This window comes from Thalassospira povalilytica (genome assembly GCF_002844235.1).
GTDB lineage: Bacteria > Pseudomonadota > Alphaproteobacteria > Rhodospirillales > Thalassospiraceae > Thalassospira > Thalassospira povalilytica.
The window spans coordinates 160,351-179,662 of the sequence record NZ_PGTS01000007.1 but is presented as its reverse complement, the minus strand read 5'-3'; the positions used below and the strand labels follow the sequence as shown (position 1 = coordinate 179,662).

General features: G+C 53.9%; 18 protein-coding genes, 2 tRNA genes and 1 pseudogene. 7 read left to right on the top strand and 14 right to left on the bottom strand.

The features are described 5' to 3' along the window. Positions 1 to 24 precede the first annotated feature (24 nt). The 4 genes and pseudogenes from CU041_RS17665 to guaA all read right to left on the bottom strand — a co-directional run bounded on the left by CU041_RS17665 (position 25) and on the right by guaA (position 4,453). Positions 25 to 960 (bottom strand): hypothetical protein, encoded by a 936-nt coding sequence (locus tag CU041_RS17665; RefSeq protein WP_101247889.1) that lies wholly within the window; start codon positions 958 to 960, stop codon positions 25 to 27. Positions 961 to 1,074: 114 nt separating this feature from the next. Continuing rightward, positions 1,075 to 1,686, bottom strand: a pseudogene (locus CU041_RS17660) (GMP synthase (glutamine-hydrolyzing)); the annotation flags it as partial. A 61-nt stretch (positions 1,687 to 1,747) separates the two neighbouring features. After that, positions 1,748 to 2,698, bottom strand: coding sequence for a GSCFA domain-containing protein (locus CU041_RS17655; RefSeq protein ID WP_101247888.1), 951 nt, complete (start codon positions 2,696 to 2,698; stop codon positions 1,748 to 1,750). Between the two features lie 201 nt (positions 2,699 to 2,899). Continuing rightward, entirely contained in the window at positions 2,900 to 4,453 is a 1,554-nt protein-coding gene (gene guaA, locus CU041_RS17650) for a glutamine-hydrolyzing GMP synthase (protein ID WP_068517119.1), read from the bottom strand. 290 nt (positions 4,454 to 4,743) lie between these two features. Here guaA and CU041_RS17645 point away from each other — a divergent pair, with 290 nt between their 5' ends. Further along, positions 4,744 to 5,061 (top strand): hypothetical protein, encoded by a 318-nt coding sequence (locus tag CU041_RS17645; protein WP_068517118.1) that lies wholly within the window; start codon positions 4,744 to 4,746, stop codon positions 5,059 to 5,061. Between the two features lie 197 nt (positions 5,062 to 5,258). Here the strand turns inward: CU041_RS17645 and CU041_RS17640 are convergent, their stop codons facing one another. From CU041_RS17640 to CU041_RS17615, 6 genes are all read right to left on the bottom strand, one after another. After that, complete coding sequence (locus CU041_RS17640; RefSeq protein ID WP_068517176.1) at positions 5,259 to 6,596, bottom strand: RsmB/NOP family class I SAM-dependent RNA methyltransferase; 1,338 nt, start codon at positions 6,594 to 6,596, stop codon at positions 5,259 to 5,261. 222 nt (positions 6,597 to 6,818) lie between these two features. Next, positions 6,819 to 8,285: an IMP dehydrogenase gene (gene guaB / locus CU041_RS17635; RefSeq protein WP_101247887.1), complete on the bottom strand. Its 1,467-nt coding sequence runs from the start codon at positions 8,283 to 8,285 to the stop codon at positions 6,819 to 6,821. Positions 8,286 to 8,545: 260 nt separating this feature from the next. Then, positions 8,546 to 9,874, bottom strand: a complete 1,329-nt coding sequence (locus CU041_RS17630; RefSeq protein ID WP_170310295.1) for a methyl-accepting chemotaxis protein — start codon at positions 9,872 to 9,874, stop codon at positions 8,546 to 8,548. Next, entirely contained in the window at positions 9,849 to 10,373 is a 525-nt protein-coding gene (locus CU041_RS17625; RefSeq protein WP_068517115.1) for a PAS domain-containing protein, read from the bottom strand. The genes CU041_RS17630 and CU041_RS17625 overlap by 26 nt, the downstream gene beginning before the upstream one ends. A 179-nt stretch (positions 10,374 to 10,552) precedes the next feature. Next, entirely contained in the window at positions 10,553 to 11,359 is an 807-nt protein-coding gene (locus CU041_RS17620; protein ID WP_101247885.1) for an RlmE family RNA methyltransferase, read from the bottom strand. A 61-nt stretch (positions 11,360 to 11,420) separates the two neighbouring features. After that, positions 11,421 to 12,611 carry a Ppx/GppA phosphatase family protein gene (locus CU041_RS17615; protein WP_228195768.1) on the bottom strand — a complete coding sequence of 397 codons (1,191 nt, stop codon included), beginning with the start codon at positions 12,609 to 12,611 and terminating at the stop codon, positions 11,421 to 11,423. A 244-nt stretch (positions 12,612 to 12,855) separates the two neighbouring features. On the opposite strand from CU041_RS17615, the gene CU041_RS17610 reads away from it, so the two are divergent. From CU041_RS17610 to CU041_RS17600, 3 genes are all read left to right on the top strand, one after another. Further along, positions 12,856 to 12,929 (top strand) — tRNA-Gln (locus tag CU041_RS17610). 80 nt (positions 12,930 to 13,009) lie between these two features. Next, a tRNA-Gln gene (locus CU041_RS17605) sits at positions 13,010 to 13,083 on the top strand. A gap of 148 nt (positions 13,084 to 13,231) precedes the next feature. Then, positions 13,232 to 13,624 (top strand): GFA family protein, encoded by a 393-nt coding sequence (locus tag CU041_RS17600; RefSeq protein WP_101247884.1) that lies wholly within the window; start codon positions 13,232 to 13,234, stop codon positions 13,622 to 13,624. A 44-nt stretch (positions 13,625 to 13,668) separates the two neighbouring features. On the opposite strand, the gene CU041_RS17595 is transcribed toward CU041_RS17600, so the two are convergent. Further along, positions 13,669 to 14,340: a 5-formyltetrahydrofolate cyclo-ligase gene (locus tag CU041_RS17595; protein ID WP_101247883.1), complete on the bottom strand. Its 672-nt coding sequence runs from the start codon at positions 14,338 to 14,340 to the stop codon at positions 13,669 to 13,671. Between the two features lie 153 nt (positions 14,341 to 14,493). Next, entirely contained in the window at positions 14,494 to 14,700 is a 207-nt protein-coding gene (locus tag CU041_RS17590) for a cold-shock protein (RefSeq protein WP_008892097.1), read from the bottom strand. A gap of 758 nt (positions 14,701 to 15,458) precedes the next feature. On the opposite strand from CU041_RS17590, the gene CU041_RS17585 reads away from it, so the two are divergent. Further along, the gene (locus CU041_RS17585; protein ID WP_101247882.1) at positions 15,459 to 16,484 is read left to right on the top strand and encodes a GGDEF domain-containing protein; all 1,026 of its coding nucleotides are present in this window, start codon (positions 15,459 to 15,461) and stop codon (positions 16,482 to 16,484) included. A gap of 207 nt (positions 16,485 to 16,691) precedes the next feature. Beyond that, complete coding sequence (locus CU041_RS17580) at positions 16,692 to 17,726, top strand: hypothetical protein (RefSeq protein WP_068517109.1); 1,035 nt, start codon at positions 16,692 to 16,694, stop codon at positions 17,724 to 17,726. Positions 17,727 to 17,832: 106 nt separating this feature from the next. Here the strand turns inward: CU041_RS17580 and CU041_RS17575 are convergent, their stop codons facing one another. Next, positions 17,833 to 18,156: a hypothetical protein gene (locus CU041_RS17575; RefSeq protein WP_068517175.1), complete on the bottom strand. Its 324-nt coding sequence runs from the start codon at positions 18,154 to 18,156 to the stop codon at positions 17,833 to 17,835. Positions 18,157 to 18,287: 131 nt separating this feature from the next. Beyond that, positions 18,288 to 18,839, bottom strand: coding sequence for a LysE family translocator (locus CU041_RS17570; RefSeq protein WP_233433164.1), 552 nt, complete (start codon positions 18,837 to 18,839; stop codon positions 18,288 to 18,290). 4 nt (positions 18,840 to 18,843) lie between these two features. Here CU041_RS17570 and CU041_RS20735 point away from each other — a divergent pair, with 4 nt between their 5' ends. Beyond that, positions 18,844 to 19,284 carry a hypothetical protein gene (locus CU041_RS20735; protein ID WP_170310288.1) on the top strand — a complete coding sequence of 147 codons (441 nt, stop codon included), beginning with the start codon at positions 18,844 to 18,846 and terminating at the stop codon, positions 19,282 to 19,284. Positions 19,285 to 19,312: the final 28 nt, after the last annotated feature.

Sequence of the window (19,312 nt, the reverse complement as noted above, 5' to 3'; positions counted from 1 at the left end):
ATGATCGCGCAAAAATCAGCTAACCTAAAGCGCTTCGGATTTGCCGGTGATGACATTAACCACCGGCATCCCTCGAATAGCTTTCAGGCGTTCCTCGCCGCGCAGAAAGGTGAGATTGCCGTTCTGGTCAACGCTTTCACGACAGTTACCGTTAAAATGGATCGGGTTTTGTGACAGCTTCTCAAGCTTGGCATTCACAAGGTCTTTTCGAACGAAATACGCATTTCCGCCCATCGCTCCGGTTCCGATCAGACGATATCCCCGGCCTTCCAGAAGATGGATAAATGCCTTGAGCGAGGCGCCGAAATACAGGTTAGAATAATGCTTTTCAGTTCGATAAAATTTTGGATCATAAGGAACGGAAACCGCCCGCTCACGCCCAAAGTAAGGATTGAACTCGCAAATAATGATCCTGGGTTCGAAACAATTGATGGCCTCAAGAATATGATAATCGTTACCATCAAGATCGATACTTAAAACCCCAAGATCACGATCAAACCCGGATCCAGTCAAAAGGCTATTGATATTATCCTTATCGACAAAGGCCGCAACCGACTGCAAATCATGGCGCCAATAAAGGTCGCTTTGCCTCAGACGTGCAATATTCTTTTGTGAACCATCGATGACAAAACCCTGCCAGTCACACCCTTGCAAAAGATAACGGCAGTTGCTTTCAAAGAAAGCTTCGACGCCGAATTCAATGAAGGTATGATGTTCAATCTCTATCTCGGAAATCAAAAACTGAATGATGCCGTCCTCGCCCCATTGCGAGAACACTTTCCATTCATACTCACACAGTCGGGCTGCATCCTTATGTGCAAACATCCCGGTCAGGATTTTACCCTGATTAAGCAGAATTTGTTCTGCCGCAGCCTCGGCGCGCCGGGCCCTCGCGAAACTTTTCAGAACAGCTTTGAATTTCGAAATCACGCGCAGAGACCTTTTAATCAGAAACGGCATAGATTATAGGTTTCTAGTGCTTTTCTTTTAATTAGGGTACGGCAAATTAAATACGGGCGAAAAGAGCACTATCAACCGAGGCAACCTTTTTCCTGAAGTTTCCTGTGCACGAAATTCCCACTCGATTGTTCCGGGTGGTTTAGAGGTATAGTCGTAAGTCACGCGGTTGGTGCCGTTGACTTCATTGATGATGCGGTTGGCGATGCGGCCAAGCAGTTCCGGCGGGAACGCATAGAAATCAGCGGTCATGCCATCGGTCGAGGTGACCGCGCGCAGTGCACAGGCATAGTCATAGGTACGACCGTCGCCCATCACGCCAACGGTACGGACCGGAAGCAGAACGGCGAATGCCTGCCAGATCGCGTCATACAGACCGGCATTGCGGATTTCTTCGAGATAGACCGCATCGGCCTTGCGCAGGATATCAAGCTTTTCGCGTGTGATCGGCTGGCCCGGAATACGGATCGCAAGACCCGGTCCAGGGAACGGATGACGCCCGACAAAGCTGTCAGGAAGGCCCAATTCACGCCCAAGGTCACGAACTTCGTCCTTGAACAGTTCACGAAGCGGCTCAACCAGCTTCATGTTCATACGTTCCGGAAGACCACCGACATTGTGGTGTGACTTAATAGTGACTGACGGGCCGCCGGTGAAGGACACGCTTTCGATCACGTCCGGATACTGCGTCCCCTGTGCGACGAAATCCGCACCGCCGATTTTCTTGGCTCTTGTTTGAAGGTTTGGGACGCATCAAGATGGATGGATCGGCCTGAAAATCAATAGCCGCTTACGTATCCTCGCAATAAGCGCGGGCAAATAGCTGCATGATTTCCTGGATATAGGGTTTCTTGGGGTGCCGGTTATCGTCATCAAACGGGTCCGGATAGACTTCCTTGACCAGTTCATATGACGGAAAATAATAAACCCGGTCGTGTTTTTCCCCCATCAGGTCGTCAAGCGCGATGCGCAAAATCGACTTTGATACCGTGTTTGCCGAAATGCAGTTTATATCTCGAAACGTCGCCATCAGTGGAATGGGCGAAAGCGTGAAGATGATGTTGCAATCCGGAATATAGCGATCTCGCAATTCGACAATCTTTTCCAGATTTTCGCGGTTTTCCTCGACCGTTGTTAATCTGAATCCGTGTCTTTCATTGTCGAAGTTTTCTGCGGGCACTGTGCGCCAGAATGCCCGTCCGGAAACCTTGTCAAACCAGACTTCGGAAAGGCCAACTGTAATGATCAATGTTTCCGTTTTCATCAGAAGCGTTTTTGTCGCGTCCCGGACATCATCATCAGGCAGAACAATTTCCTTGTTCTCGCCAAACCATAACCCTTCTTCCAGGCTTCGATTTTCAAACGCCCATTCAAGCTGTTCGCGAATGGCAAAGGTATTTACCAGCCCTTCTCCGAAACGGATGATATGCGAGTTGAGATTGAGCTTTTTGCCAAGGACATTGTAGCCATTATCAAGCAACCACTTTGAAATGTTTTGTGCAAAGCAACTGCCAAAGGCTGTCACAACAGTCGATTTATCAATGAACGGGGCCGGTGGCTCATACCCCTTGATGATGAATCTTCTGAACGCGCTACTTGACTGCAACATCTTTTTGGACGGAATGAAATTGGTCGACTCCCCCCGATACCAGCTCCCATTGAATGTCTGGATATCTTCATCAGACTTGATTCTGACAGGCTTTTCACGCGTCGCATGAAATGAGAAATCGTCATCCGTCATATGTCGTCTCGCATTCTGACATAACTTGAAAGCAACCAGTCCTTGCAAGGATCGGCGCAGGGCCTGAGGTCAGGGTGCAAGTTTTTAACAACAAGGTACAGTATATTTTTCTCCCACACGTCCAGGTGAGTGGAACGACATTCAAAAACAAAACGGCGCGCCCAATGGACGCGCCGTTTGTTGTTTCCGATATCGGACAACTTATTCCCACTCGATGGTTCCCGGTGGTTTGGATGTGAAGTCATAGGTGACACGGTTGATGCCGTTGACTTCATTGATGATGCGGTTGGCAATGCGGCCAAGCAGTTCCGGCGGGAACGCATAGAAGTCCGCGGTCATGCCATCGGTCGAGGTGACCGCACGCAGTGCACAGGCATAGTCATAGGTGCGACCATCGCCCATCACGCCAACGGTACGGACCGGCAGCAGAACGGCGAATGCCTGCCAGATCGCGTCATAAAGACCGGCATTACGGATTTCTTCGAGATAGATCGCATCGGCCTTGCGCAGGATATCAAGCTTTTCGCGCGTGATCGGCTGGCCCGGAATACGGATCGCAAGACCCGGTCCAGGGAACGGATGACGCCCGACAAAGCTGTCCGGCAGGCCCAATTCACGACCAAGGTCACGGACTTCGTCCTTGAACAGTTCACGAAGCGGTTCAACCAGCTTCATGTTCATGCGTTCAGGAAGACCGCCAACGTTATGGTGCGACTTGATGGTGACGGACGGGCCGCCGGTGAAGGACACACTTTCGATCACGTCCGGATACAGCGTCCCCTGTGCGAGGAAATCCGCACCGCCGATTTTCTTGGCTTCTTCTTCGAAGGTCTCGATGAAGAGACGACCAATGGTTTTGCGTTTTACTTCCGGATCGGTTTCGCCTTCGATCGCACCGATAAAGGTTTCGGACGCATCAACATGAACCAGCGGGATGTTGTAATGGTCACGGAACAGGGAGACGACCTGATCGGCCTCGCCCGCACGCATGAAACCATGATCAACAAATACGCAAGTCAGCTGATCGCCGATTGCCTCGTGGATCAGAACCGCAGTGACAGAGCTGTCAACACCGCCCGACAGACCACAGATGACCTTGCCATCACCGACCTGTTTGCGGATCTTGTCGATCGCATCGTCCTTATAGGCATTCATCGTCCAGTCGCCAGAGCAACCGGCAACGCCATGCGTAAAGTTCTTAAGGAGCTGTGCGCCATGCGGGGTATGGACCACTTCCGGGTGAAACTGAACCGCATAGAATTTCTTTTCGTCATTGGCGATGGCGGCAAACGGTGCGCCTTCGGATTTGCCAACAACGCGGAAACCGTCGGGAAGTGCATCAACGCGGTCGCCGTGGCTCATCCAGACCTGTTCGCGTGCGCCCGCGGCCCAAACGCCGGTAAACAGCGCGCAATCTTCGATCACGTCAACAAAGGCACGACCGAATTCACGATGATCGGATGTCGCGACCTTGCCGCCAAGCTGGTTGACCATGGTCTGCTGACCATAGCAGATGCCCAGAACCGGAACGCCGAGCTCAAACACCTTTGCCGGTGCCGACGGGGCCTTGTCCCAATGGACAGACGCCGGGCCACCCGAAAGGATCACGGCCTTGGGGGCATATTCATCAAGGAACGCATCCGAGATGTTATTAAAAGGGTGGATCTCGCTATAGACACCGCTTTCACGCACGCGACGTGCAATCAGCTGGGTAACCTGGGATCCGAAATCAATAATCAGCACGCGATCAGTCATCGGGCCGTATCTCCGTCGAAGATGGGGTTGCGCCGTACATACGCCAAACCATCGTGATGGGCAACCCGGCGCAGGCGGTCCCCCAACGATGCATTCAAAAAACTTGTGCCCTGTTGCCGGACCGGCACGGAGAATTGCGGCGTTTTTGCGCACATCATCCCCCGAAAATTACACAATTGGTCCCTTTTTCCTTCGCAATGGTCGCGCAGTATTCCAATCAACGGAACGCGGGAAACAACGCGTCCGAGCATGAGCAACGCATTTTTGATCGAAGCAAGGGACACGTAATCATGAGCACTTCCAAAGGTAGCAAAATCGCACTCGCCGTCGCTGGTCTTATTCTGGTTGCCGGTACTGCAACCGCAATCGCGATGACCCAGAAAGATGGCGGTTCCGCCCTGCCGATCTTCGGTACGGAAGAAACCGCCCCGGCTGAAAAATCCGAAACCATTGCACCGGCTGCGCCGAGTGCCGAAATCGGCGAAAGCCTGAAGACCGGCCCCGATGCAGAGGATGATGTTATTCCCGGTATGAACAATCTCGAAAATTCGGAAGGTTCGGACAGCAATGGTCCGGTCTATGACATTCCGGCCGAGAAAACCGAATAACCTGCTCTGAGCAACAAACGGGCTGACGCCCGCGACACCGTGGGACCGGCAATCTGCAGAAGAGCCACTTAACGCAATATTGCGTTCACGGTAAAACAAAACTGGCCCTGCGAGTATTCCTCGCAGGGCCTTTTTTTGTGCAGACGGACTAAGGCTGATGACGGGCCGGATGCCATATGTCATCACCGGTCGGTCCATTATTTTACCTTGCCTTTGGCGGTCCGTTCGAACACCGCAACAAAGAACCCGTCCGTGCCATGGACATTCGGCGACAGACGCAACCACGGTTTATCCTTGCCGCCCGGAACCGGAACGGATTTCGGCGCGTCAGGCCAGATTTCATTGATCGGCACCGGTTTGAAATCCTTGCGATCGCGCATGAAGGTTTCAATCAGGCGTTCGTTTTCTTCGGGCATGATCGAACAGGTCGCATAAATCAGGCGCCCGCCCTTGGTGACTTTGGCCGCACCGGCCTTAAGGATCTTGCTTTGCTGCGCCATCAGGGTCCGCAGGTCACGCTGACCGATACGCCAGCGCAAAGCCGGGTTGCGGCGCAAGGTCCCAAGCCCCGAACAGGGCACATCAAGCAATACACGGTCAAAGAAGCCCGACTTGTTGCGCAGCCAGCTGTCGCGTTCATCGGCAATGATGCGCTGCTGGATGCAATCACCTGCACCGGCACGACGTGCACGTTTGCGCGAATTGTCCAGACGACCCCCATGGGTATCACAGGCAAGGATACGTCCCTTGCCGCGCATGTCAGCGGCAATACCAAGGGTCTTGCCGCCACCGCCAGCACACATATCAAGGATTGTCATGCCCGGCTTGGCATCGACCAGCTTGACGCAAATCTGCGATGCTTCGTCCTGGATTTCGATCAGGCCATCCTTATAGGCCGCAGTCACCAGCATATTGAGGCCCAGCGGCAAACGCAGGCCGTTGGGTGCAAACGGGGTGCGTTCAATATCCTTGATGCCATCGGCTTTCAGCGACTTGATCGCGTCTTCGACAGTTCCGCGCAGGCGGTTGACACGCAGATCAAGTTTGGCCGGCTGATTATAGGCCGCCATTTCGGCAGACAGGTTTTCATGGTGAAGCTTCATCAGCTCCGCATACAGCCATTTCGGCAATTCGGTTTTGACCGCGCCGGGCTGGGCATCATGATCAAGGGTCTTGTCGGCCAGCTTGTTGATCAGGTGCTTTTCATTGGGATGAAGCGTTTCCGGGCAGAATTGTTCGCCGCTGAAACGGTCTTCGATATCGGCCTTTGATAGACCATCATGCAGAACCAGTTCGGCGATCATGCGTGCACGACCGTCCTGGAACTCATAGCCCATCTCCGCCAGCCACCAGCCCAGACGGGCCTGATGCCGGATCAGGTTATAGAAACGTTCGCTGATTTCACGGCGATCGCCACCGCCGATGTAACGGCGTGATCCGAAATAGCCAGATACAACGCGGTCTGCGTCGTCTCGGGTATGGGTCCAGCCATCATAAAGTTCAATGACGGCTGCGATACGTGCACCGGGTTTCAAAGCGAATTTCCAACCTGTTTTTCGGGTGTTACTGCTGCTTCGGATATGGGAAGCGCAAACACCGCTTGCGATAAATACGATAAAAAAGACGATGACGGCAGGAAGACCTGCCGTCATCTGAAATACGGGGCTGCTGATAGCATGTCACGCGCGGTTCGCCAACCGCTTCGAATGCAGGGCTGCTCAGCGAAATCGCGGCAGCCAGATCAGCAACCTGATTGCTTAGCCGCCCGGACGATAGTTCGGAGCTTCGCGGGTGATGGTCACGTCATGGGCGTGGCTTTCGCGCAGGCCCGCATTGGTGATGCGCACGAATTCGGCACGTTCACGGAAATCGGCAAGGGTCGCCGAACCGGTATAGCCCATCGATGCCTTAAGACCGCCAACCAGCTGATGGATGATCTGGCCTGCCGGACCTTTGTACGGAACGCGGCCTTCGATGCCTTCGGGAACCAGTTTCAAGTTGTCCTGAACATCCTGCTGGAAATAACGGTCAGCCGAACCGCGTGCCATGGCACCGACCGAGCCCATCCCGCGATAGGATTTATAGGAACGGCCCTGATAAAGGATGACTTCGCCCGGTGCTTCGTCCGTACCGGCCAGAAGGGAACCAACCATGCAGGTGCTGGCACCCGCGGCCATTGCCTTGGCAATGTCGCCCGAGAATTTGATACCGCCATCGGCAATGATCGGCACATCAAGCTTGTGCGCCATTTCGGCACAATCAAGAACCGCGGTCAGCTGCGGCACGCCGACACCGGCAACAATACGGGTCGTGCAGATCGATCCCGGTCCGATACCGACCTTGACCGCATCGGCACCGGCTTCTGCAAGCGCCTTGACGGCGGCTGCGGTTGCGACGTTACCGGCAATGATCTGGGTATCGCCGACTTTTGCCTTGATCTGTTCGACCGCCTTGATCACGCCAGCCGAATGGCCATGCGCGGTATCAATGACCAGAACGTCAACACCGGCTTCGATCAGTGCTGCGGCACGTTCAAAGCCCGCCTCGCCGACACCGGTTGCCGCCGCAACACGCAGACGACCGCTTTCATCCTTACAGGCATTCGGGTGCAGCTTGGCTTTTTCGATGTCCTTGACCGTGATCAGGCCGGTGCAACGATACGCTTCGTCAACAACCAGAAGCTTTTCAATACGGTGCTGGTGCAGAAGTTTTTTGGCTTCGGTGGTGTCGACATTTTCGGTCACCGTAACCAGACCTTCGTGGGTCATCAGTTCGGAAACCGGCTGTGCGCGGTTGGATGCAAAGCGGACATCGCGGTTGGTCAGAATACCGACCAGCTTGTTCGAGCCGCGCTCGACAACCGGAATACCCGAAATATGGTTTACATCCATCAGATCAAGCGCATCGGCCAGCGTCTGGTCAGGATGAATGGTGATCGGGTTGACAACCATGCCCGATTCGAACTTTTTCACGCGGCGAACTTCTTCGGCCTGCTGTGCGATATCGAGGTTCTTGTGAATGACCCCCATGCCGCCATGCTGTGCCATGACAATCGCCATTGCACTTTCGGTCACCGTATCCATAGCCGAGGAAAGCAGCGGGATTTTCAGGTCAATTTTCTTGGTAATGCGGGTGTTGGTCTGCACCTGAGCCGGCAGCACTTCGGATGCTGCGGGTTTGATCAATACGTCGTCAAACGTCAGGGCTTCTACAATGCGGGTCATCTGGCCACCTCGTTAATCTGAGTTGGCGCGGAATTTATACACGTTACGCCCCAAATGCCAAGTTTTCTGCGCCCATAACAGCCCTGTGATTTTATTGATGCTTTATTTTGCGCATTCCGTTAGAAACTGGTCGATGGGGCTTCTGGCAGGCAACACCGCACAAACGTTGTCATCCCGCCAACTGTCAAAGCCGCCAAATCCCTGCCATCAATGTTATGTGATCTGCGTGCGATGCCGTGCGCAAGATGCCGATTTTGCGATCAGGCAACGTCCTGAGTACGGGTATCAAGAACCGTCCCGACAAAATGGCGAACATCACCATCAAGTGTTTCCGCACGTCCCAAAAGACTGGTTGCCTCGTCATGCAGGGCAAGCAGGACATCGCGCGACGCATGGGTGCCCGATGCGACTTCGGTTACGCTATCGACAATGTCGCGCATCAGTTTGACGGCCTGTTCGATACGGTTGCCGATTTCCGTCACCGCGGCGGTTTGTTCGCGGGTTGCCCCCGCTACCAGACGCGCACCATTGTCTATTTCGGCAATGGTTTCACTGATATCGCGCACTGAAATCACGGCTTCGCGGGTCATTTCCTGCATCTGACCGATTTCACGAATGACCTGTTCGGCGGCATGGGCGGTCTGGCTGGCAAGATTTTTGACCTCGGATGCGACAACGGAAAATCCCTTGCCGGCATCGCCTGCCCGCGCGGCTTCGATCGATGCATTCAGGGCCAGAAGATTTGTCTGATCGGCAACATCCGTGATCAGTTCAACCACACCGGTGACCCTTACTGCCAGCGCATCAAGACGCCCCATATGCTCACCCGCAGACCGCGCACGTTCAACAGCGGTTTCTGACAGCGACGCTGATCCGTCAATCTGGCACCCGATCTGCTGGATGGATCCGCTGAATTGTTCGGTGGCGGTCGCAATCCCGTCAAGTGCGGCACTGCTTTCATCGGCGGCCCGGCGCATTTCCGCCGCCTGGATCGCAATTTTACCGACATTCTGCGACAGGAAGTCGGAATTGGTGGTCAGCTTGCGCGCACTATCAGACAAATCGCCGACAACAAGCTTGAGATCATCACCTATCTGCCCGGCACTGTTGCGAAATGTTCTGGTCTGCGCATCCATGACATCAAGTGCCTGATTGACCTTCTGGGCATATCCGACCAGATCACCGCGCAGCCCGCGTGGAATGATCTTGCGGAAATAATCCCCGCGCGATGCGCAATTCATCGCAGCAGCGGCTTCTTTGGTGAAGGCTTCTGTCAGGTCCAGCAGCTGATTGACGGCATTTTGCATATTGGCAAGCTTGCCCCGGTGCAACCGGTTGGACACGCGTGCATCCATATTGCCATTGGCCGCCGCACGAACAATGTCGCACAACTCATCAAGATATCGCTGCTGCCGATAGATGGTCAGAAGCCCGGCGGCACAACAAACGCTGAGCACCCCGGCAAGGCCCGCCACAACAAGGCCCATATGCGATGACCAGACAAATCCCGCAACAACAGCCAACAGGCCCAGACACCAGCCCCCGGCCAATACCAGACGCAGGTTAGAGAGTGAAAACAAATTGATCATAATCGACGCCCGCATCCCCCAGAAGCTTCGTGACCATTGCCGTTCCGCGTGCCATGCCTTCTTTGCGATTGCGTTCTTTGGCTTCTTCTTCGCAAAGGGCGGCATAAAGCGGAATGACTTTTTCAATGGCATCACGACGCGGTACGCGACGATTTGAATGATACCCGATGATCTTGCCATCCGGGCCGAAAGTCGGCGTTACATTGGCCAGAACCCAGTAATGGTCACCGTTCGAGCAGCGATTGATGACATAGGCGAAAATTTCGCGACCGGCTTCGATGGTTTGCCATAACAGGGAAAACACACATCTTGGCATGCCGGGATGACGAATGATGCTGTGGGGTTGGCCAAGGATGTCGCGTTCACGGTATCCGGCCACCCGAAGGAACACATCATTTGCATATGTGATCCGACCTTTAAGGTCGGTCTTTGAAACGATAATTTCGTGTTCGTCGAAATAGCGTTCGACGCCGGTCAAGAACAGATTGTCCTGCTTCATCAGTTACACCCCACAACAAAGGACCCACCCCAATCGGTCCATCTGCGCACAAACATTTCGTCGCAGATTAAAGGGTAACTATATCCCGCAATGCCAATTACGGGGTTTGATGTAGCGCAAGGGAAAAGACGATTATTTGGCGGTGCCGGTCGTAACCTTTGCCACGACCGGCCCGATCATTACTCCACCGGCGACCAGCCGTCATCTTCACGCAGTTCGGCGTTCTTGATGTCGTCTTCTGCATTGTTCTGGCCACGGAACCCGGTGGCAATCAGATAGGCTTCCGGGCTTTCGGGGCGCGATGCCGGCGGCTTGGCGTGTTTGGTCACACGGAAATTCTTCTTAACCCGGTCAAGCAAATCGTTTTCGGTACCGCCCTTGAACACCTTGGCAATGAAAATACCACCCGGCGCCAGGACCTCCTCGGCGAACAACAAGGCATGTTCGACCAGGTCAATAATGCGGATATGGTCGGTTTGACGATGTCCGGTGGTTTCCGGCGACATGTCGGAAATTACCGCATCAACCGGGCCATCAAGGGCCTGCTTGATCATGTCGGGTGCCTTGGGATCAAGGAAGTCGGCCTGCAAACAGGTTGCGCCAGACAGACCTTCCCATTCAAGAATATCAAGACCGACGACCTGGCCCTTACCATGTTTGGAGCCGACCATATCAATCGCGACCTGCGTCCAGCCCCCCGGTGCAGCACCAAGGTCAACAATGCGCATTCCCGGGCGTAGCAGATCGAACTGGTTGTTGATTTCAATCAGCTTGAAGGCCGCACGCGACCGGTAGCCCAGACGCTTTGCTTCCTGCACATAGGGATCATTGAGCTGACGGTCGAGCCAACGCGTCGAAGACAGTTTGCGCCCCTTTGCACTTTTGACACGCGTGCGCAGGCCACGGCGTGCGCCGGTATCAATGGCTGCAATGGCTGAACCCTTGCGGCGGCGCTGCCCGCCTTTTCCGCTGCGATTTTCGCTCATGATCTTTCCTGAACTGAATTCTGTTTTGGCCAATGGCCTGTCGGGACGATGCGTCTACCGATCAGGATGAAGCCGGAATATGCGACACTGTATGACGGCGCGCGTCGCACGGGTCAATAGCATGACCGTCCGCACGCATCAAATCGACCAAAATACCTTCGCGCAGGCCCCGATCGGCGACCTTGAGCGTCGCCAAAGGCCAGATATCACGAATCGCTGCGAAAATTGCCGCCCCCGCATCCATCAGTTCGGCCCGCTGATTCCCGATACAGGGATGTCCCTTGCGCTTGTCAGATTCCATGCGCAACAGCAATTCGGTCACCCGTTCGGCATCGTCAAAACGCAGATCCGATCCGTCAACCTTATGACGTTCATAGCGTTCAAGACCAAGCGCAATACCACAGAAAGTCGTCACCGTACCGGATGTGCCAACCATCTGGACCTTGTCATCATCCAGCATATCGGTGCAGCAATTGCGTTTGGCGAATTCTTCAAGACGTTCACGGATTTCGGTCCGCATTGCTTCGAACCGTTCGCGCCGTTCCTCGACCGAGGCATAGCGTTCGGTCAGGCACAAAACCCCGCATGGCATTGAAAGCGTTTCAATGCACTGGGTTTTGCCGGTTTTGTCGACCTTGATCCAGCAGATTTCCGTGCTGCCACCGCCAATATCAAACACCACCGCATATGGGCGTTCATCCAGTAGCGCCGAGCAGGCTTGAAGCGCAAGGCGGCTTTCCTCGTCGGGATTGATGATATCAAGGGTGATGCCGGTTTCATCAAAGACACGGCGCACGAATTCTTCGCGGTTATTGGCCGTCCGGCAGGCTTCGGTCGCAACTGCGCGCAAACGGGCACCGGGATGGCGGCGCAATTTTTTGGCACAGACGCGAAGGGCATCAATCGCGCGTTCCATTGCCGCTTCGCACAGATATCCCTTTTCGCGGACACCTTCGCCCAAGCGCACGACGCGCGAAAAGGCATCAATAACCTTGAACCCGTCATTACACGGACGCGCCACCAGAAGCCGGCAGTTCGAACTGCCAAGGTCAATCGCGGCATAAAGCGGCACGGTAATGCAATCGACCATGCGCGCAGGTTTTTCACGGTCACCGGGCACATGCACAGCCTGCCCCGGCTGCGGCATTGCCGGTTTGTCAGGCACCTCAAGCACCGCATGGTCGCCCATTGCAGCGCCGCCTGCGGGGCTTTCTGCCCGGTGCGAGTTGCTATGGGGATTGACCTGCTTCACCTTTCGAAAACCTGCTTTCTGTTAATCGCACTGTCTGTATCGCGGATCATCAAGACATTTATATGACGATCCCGCGAATCAGCTATATGAGTGTAACGACAATCCCCGACAAGGCAAATCCCGTATGCAGTAATCGCATGGTTGAATAAATCGAAACAAAAAAGGGGTTGCCAAACCCGGGCGGGTTTTATACATAGCGGCCCACGCCACGATGCATCGCGTGTCGCGGCGGACCAAGTTTTGTTGGGGAATAGGTTAACGGTAGACCTACGGACTCTGACTCCGTCAGTCCTGGTTCGAATCCAGGTTCCCCAGCCAACTTTGCCGGACGTTGCAATGGCCCAACATTGCGCACAACATGCGGTCCGGGGTATAAATAACGCACACCAAAGTACTGCTGGGGAATAGGTTAACGGTAGACCTACGGACTCTGACTCCGTCAGTCCTGGTTCGAATCCAGGTTCCCCAGCCACTTTGCCCGACCTTCCCGATTTCGACCTTTGTTCTTTGTCGTTCTAATTGGCGTCGATCAATCATCAATCCTGCGCGCACGCAAATTGCGCGTGATGGCAGCTTTGATATACATCTGTAATCTCGATCACGTTTTCAGGAGACAGGCGATGGATCAGGTCACGGGCGGCTGCCTTTGCGGCAAGGTCACGATCACGGCAACCGGTGCGCCGTACCGGGTCGGTTTGTGCCATTGCCTTGATTGCCGGAAACATCATGGCGCGCTGTTTCATGCATCCGCGATCTTTCCCGAAAATGCCGTGACCACTACCGGTGAAACCACATCATTCAATGGTCGGCATTTTTGCCCGACCTGCGGATCATCGATTTATGGCCACACGGATGACGAGATCGAAGTCAATCTCGGCATTCTCGATGCCCCGGATCAATTCACCCCGAGTTACGAGCTCTGGACGATCCGGCGCGAAAGCTGGCTACCGGATTTTGCGCTTCGTCATTCCTATGAAAAAGATCGCCCGGAAACCGATCGCAACGAAGATTGATCCTGCCTGCCCGACTGGCACCAAACGGATCATCAAGCGGGTCGTCATGAACACAAATGACAGGGGGGCGATGACTGATCGGGTTTGTTTTCGGCCGCCTCGCCCGCATCGGACAAAACACTTGTTCCGGCATCGGTAATCAAAACATCGACGGGCACGTCATATTGGTGGGGTTTGATGTCATCAAGGCGGGTTGCCTCAAACCCGATTCCGACCACCAGTGGCTTGCGCGTCATTGCGGCCAGTGTGCGGTCAAAAAACCCGCCCCCATAACCCAGCCTGTACCCTGCCCGATCAAATCCGACCAGCGGGGCAAGCAACACATGCACCGGAATTTCGGGGGTATCTTGCGGTTCGGGTATGCGGGCAAAGCCCGGGGTCATTACGGTATCAGGCGTCCAGTCATGAAAGACCATGGGCAAATCCCTGCCCGGAACAACAGGAAGGGCGGCGCGACCGCCCTCGGAAATATGGTCAGTTATCACCGGGCGCAGATCGACTTCATTCTGGATCGGCCAGTAAAACCCCACCGTCGCACCACGCCGCGCCGACAGGAAACTGTCAAAATGCGCGCGGATCTGATCGGACAGATTTTTATGGGTTACGCTATCGAGTTCCGACCGCCAGCCAAGCAGGATACGCCGAACGGTTTGCCGCCATTCAGAATGGCTTTGTTCATCGTCCGATTGTGGCGGGGTTGGCAAATTCAGACTCATGGGCGCGATCACAGTTTGCAGATGGGATAGCGGATAGGATGTGCAGATGGACAGAAGTCACAAACCTACAGCAAAACCCCATAAACGCATAACGCGCCGGGAACCCGGCGCGTTAACGGTTGTCAGCAAAAAAGCTGCAAGCCAGATAGAAATTTAGAGAATGGCGAGTTCTTCTGCCGACATGCGGCCATTGCGACCTTCAATCAGCTCAAACTGAATTTTCTGCCCTTCATCAAGTCCCTGCAGACCAGCACGCTGAACTGCGGTGATGTGCACGAATGCATCTTTTCCGCCTTCGTCAGGGGTGATGAAGCCATAACCCTTGGTCGCATTGAACCACTTAACCGTTCCGGTAGCCATATCCGTAGTCGTCCTTAGTTTAGTAGGCGCATCCCCGAAGTAAGGAGATGCAAGAAAACAGTCCCTGCAACACACCCATTAAGAGCATGATCACCATCAACCAGGAAGCAACCACGCGCATGAAAGATGCACTGCATCGTTTCAACAATTACGCGAAATTTGGGCTTAGTGCAATGGATTCATGTATGAAGTTCTTTTTTCGCCGTCTGATGTCACCGGCAAAATGCATGATTTCGTGCGGTTGAAAATCCCGCAAGGACACATCACCCCTAGATAAAACAATCTTCACGACGAATTCTCGCAACGGTTCCAGATGCAAGAATGCAATTATATCATGGGGATATTTTTTTTCATCGAACCGCATATTCAATACAGGCAAATCATATAGGCGACTGATCCTTGTGACTTTTCCCTGCGTACCGAATGCCGATCCGCCTTGGAACCCGCGTGAATTCAAATTTCAGATCGGCACATCCTGTTGCGCCAAATGGCGGTTATTCGGGCGCAATGAAATAAGCTGTTATGTCGCAGTAACTTACGGACCAGATGAAAAGAAATGTCTGATTTTGTCATTTTTTCGGGGACGGTTTCACGTGACATTGCCCCTGAATTGGTTTGATTATGGAACAATGAATCCAAAACACATCAAATGGATGCGAATTCACAAGATCAATGCATCAGACCATAAGATGCAGCAAACGCGACCGGGACACCGAAAATACTTGAATGGGAACGACTTTCGGATCGGAATACAGTAAGTGACAGCGACAACCAAGATCGCAAACCCGCGTGACATTGCGCAAAACGCCATGGCGCTGATAAACGAGCTTAACCTGCAGCCGACACCTCAGGTTTATCACGTTTTTTACAGCTATTTGTCAGACGAGATTCCCGAACTCAGCCAGTTGGTAAAGGTCCTGATCCGCAACACGCAGGAACTGGACGAAGAAACCGTTTACCGGATTTACCACAAATATCTGGGCACCCACGCGGTCGAACAGCATATCAACCAGGGGGTCGAAGGCCTTCAGGCAGCGGTTGAACGCGTCGAAGAAGCCGTGAATTCGGTCATGCGCGACACCGAACAGTTCTGTGGCGAATTCGATACCGCATCCCAACGGCTTCTGGCCGATGACATCACCCTTGAAGATGCCCGTTCGGTCAGCCGCCAGTTGTCGGGCACATCGAACAAGGCACGCGACTGTTACGGCACCTTCAATGGCAGCCTTGAAGAATATCACAAGGAAGTCCGCCGGGTCAGAACCGAACTGGAACTGGTGCGCCGTGACGCCCTGACCGATACGCTGACCGGCATTGCCAACCGCAAGAATTTTGACAGCTCGCTTCGCGAAGCCGTGACCTCGACCATGGAAACCGGTGCCCCCTTGACCTTGCTGATGATCGATATCGACCATTTCAAGGAATTCAACGACAATTTCGGGCACCGGGCCGGTGACGGGGTTCTCAAGGCGGTCTCGCGGGTACTGGTACGTTCGACCAAAGGCGCAGATACGGTCGCGCGATATGGCGGCGAAGAATTCGCGGTCATCTTGCCCGATACAACACGTGAAAACGCTGAAAAACTGGCAAACAAGCTGCGTGAAAACGTGTCAAACCAGCGGATTATAAACAAAAAAACAGGCAAAGATTTCGGTAAGTTAACCGTTTCTATTGGCTTGACGTCCTACCAACTAGGGGAGAATATACTTGAGTTTGTTGATCGCGCGGACAAGGCTCTTTATCTCGCAAAACAGGATGGTAGAAACACCTGTGTCCTGCAGTAGGTCATACGCATAAACAGGCACTAAACAAACGTTCCGGGTCATTAAATCTCTGACACAAGAGAAAACCGGGGCACATAATCAACAGGTAAAGACACCGAGCCAACACACGTGTCCTGACAGGCCAAAATCAGCAGGTTCGAGCCCTTATAATCGTCCCTGTTATGCACAACATACATGTGCAAAGGCTTTGCGGGGCGGAGCAACCATATGAAGACACCAAAGACCGAACGTAAGATCGAACTTGAACACAAGATTTTCAAAACGTTCGAAGAATGCCACTTTCAGAAGTCTGATATTTCAGACGAAGCTCTTTTTGTCCTTAAAATGGCAGAAGGATCTGTTGTGTCATTGCCGCTTAAGGCCATCTGCCGTGAATTCGATATCGATCCGGAATCCAAAGATGGCGATCTGATCAGCCTGATCGACAAGGCCCTGAATTTTATCAACGTGCTGCGCCCCGGCGACAATTTGCCGCTTGAGGTTCTGACCGGCGAAGCATCCTGGGAAGTCGACGAAGAACATCAGGCGATTGCCTATAACCGTATTACCATGCAGCTCGTCACCTGGATGTCCGGCAGTGAGGAACTCATTACCGACCCGGACGAATTGATGCAGATCGCCGAGGACCCCAACACCAAGAAAAAGATCAACCAGGCCTTTGACGAAGTTGCCGAAAAGCTTGGCCTTGGCAAGAACAACCGTGAGGAAGTCGTCAATCTGGTCCATCAGGTCGCAGACGAGCTGTCCTATATCGAAACGCTGCGCGTGAAATACCGCAAGATCCTGATGGTTGATCGCAAGTTGCAGGAACTGCGCCGCATCTATGCCCACGAAAAAGGCGTTCTTGAAACCGTCACCCAGGCCATCCGCCTGCTTGATGATGCCAAGAAAAAGTTCGAAACGACATTTGACGAACTTGATGCCAATACCGGGGAAATCATGTCGGTGCTGCGCAACTTCACATCCCAGCGCCAATATATCCGCAGCAAACGTGATGACCTGCACAAACGCCTGCGCGCATGGCAACCCCTGATCGAGCTGTGGGAAGACCTTCAGCTTGAACGTGGTCCGGCGGCTGTAAGGCTTGTCAAGGAAACCTATCAGTTCCTTGCCCCGCGCTTCATGAAGGTCAAGGAATGGCTTCTGATGACCAAGGTGCAGGATGGCGTGGCCGAACAGCACAGCTTCAAGAACGAAGATGAACGCATGGGCGCGCTCAAGGGCAAGATGATGCAGTGGTAACCCCACCCCGTCGGTTCGGATACACAAAAGGCGCGAAATCAAATTCGCGCCTTTTTTCCTGACTGCTGCCCGATGCGACCTGGCAAGCCCAATCTTGGGGCAACGGTCAGTCCCCTGCCATGGTGATTTTCAGGGCAACGTGATCATCAATCACGGTAATCGATTTGGCCGCATGTGCAGGTACCGGGACCTTGCGATCAATGCAATAGGCAATCATCGCTGCGGCAAGCTGCGCACCGGATGTCGGGATGACGGTTTTCTGCCCCTCATCCGAGGTGATGGTCATGCGGGCGACGACTTCTTTTGATCGTTCGATTTCAAAACTGCTGATCTGGCCCGGCGGCAGCGACTTTCCCGTGCGCCGACCATGCGCCACCAGCGCCTTGATCAGTTCGCCATCTTCAAAAACGATACAGCGTATCTCGCGCATGCCGCACATCCTGTAACAGTTGTTTGATTACATATGGTTACTGCAGAACCACAAAACAAACATTAACAGATACGATGCAGCGTCACGCACAGGGGCAAGCGCATTTGGCCCGCCCGTGATCGAAATCCGGCTTAGCTGCTGGCAAGCCAGATGCCGACACCGATCATCAGGGTTCCGGCCACCCGGTTCAGTACCCGTACATTGCCGCTTTTTTCAAGGAACCGGCGCAACGACCGGCCTCCGGTGGCATACAGGGTCATGCAAATCAGTTCGGTCACCAGAATGATCGCCACCAGAACCGACAGCTGCGGCGCGATGGCATGTTCAAGACTGATAAATGGCGGCAGCAATGAAATCATGAAGGCCCAGCCTTTGGGGTTGGCAATGGCGGTCACAAATCCCTGCGCCATAAGGGCGGTTGCCTTCGCTGTCTTGACCCCGTCGACCTCGGCCGATAGTGCCATACGCCCGCGTGAACGCCACATCTGAATGCCCAGCCAGGCCAGATACGCACCACCGACATATTTGAAAACCGCAAAAACGGCCGGATACTGCAACATCACGGTCGCAACACCGAGCGCGGATGCCACCACCACAATCCCGACGCCAACAAGTTCGCCCGCCATCATCCAAAGGGTACGGCGCAGACCGATGGTCATGCCAAGCGTCAGGGCAAGGGTCATGCACATGCCCGGCGTAATCGACACAAAAAAGGCCGTCGGGATAAAGGCCCCGATCAAGGATAGACTGACCATCAAAGGTTCCTGTGGCTTGGTGTGGTGCGCATTTCTGATCGCCATTTTTGGGGCATGGCAGGATCAGACAAAACCACTACCCGATAAGGCGATTGCCGACCAGCGTCTTTTTGGCATGGCTTCATTCCCGTCACAAAGCGCAATCAGGTTCCCTGAAATCTGTGCCGGAAAGCCTTTGGAACCGGGAAAATACAGCCTGCTTTTGCCCCCTGCTTTTGCCGCCCCGCTAAATTCCACCCCAAAAAGAAGCCAAAAGGTACAAAAATTACTTGACCCCGGCGGGTCGTCCGACGAAATTGGGGACATCGCCAGCCAAGACTGGCACCCAAGCCAATTGATGAAGACCGATGACCGCAGACATTTGCAACATTGATGCATATGCCGATCGCGCCGAAGCCGAT